Source organism: Bradyrhizobium cosmicum, from assembly GCF_032290525.1.
GTDB classification, from domain to species: Bacteria; Pseudomonadota; Alphaproteobacteria; order Rhizobiales; family Xanthobacteraceae; genus Bradyrhizobium; species Bradyrhizobium cosmicum_A.
Window position 1 is genome coordinate 1 of sequence record NZ_JASXTA010000523.1, and the last position, 242, is coordinate 242.

General features: G+C 56.6%; 1 protein-coding gene. It reads left to right on the top strand.

Annotated elements, in window-relative coordinates; genetic code table 11:
* Positions 1–242 (top strand): VirC2 family conjugal transfer protein (locus QSV46_RS40800; protein ID WP_314964436.1); only part of this gene is annotated, 242 nt, incomplete at both ends.

Consider the following 242-nt stretch of genomic DNA (forward strand, 5'->3'; position numbering starts at 1 on the left):
GGGTTTGACAGCCTGTGTGGGCAGTATCGCCCGGCGAAAGCTCTGCAGATGATTTTGCGGCGCGCGTTAGACGATTATCAGGTAATGCTGTTAAGCGCCTCGTTGACCAAACCCGTGGCTCCTTATCCTGTTGAGGAGCCACTGTCGCTCGTTCTAACATCGCGAATGATGCCCCGACGGGTGGTTGAGATCGCTCTCGCGCATTTTGATCCCTTAGGGCTGGAAAGTGCGCGTGCCTTCGG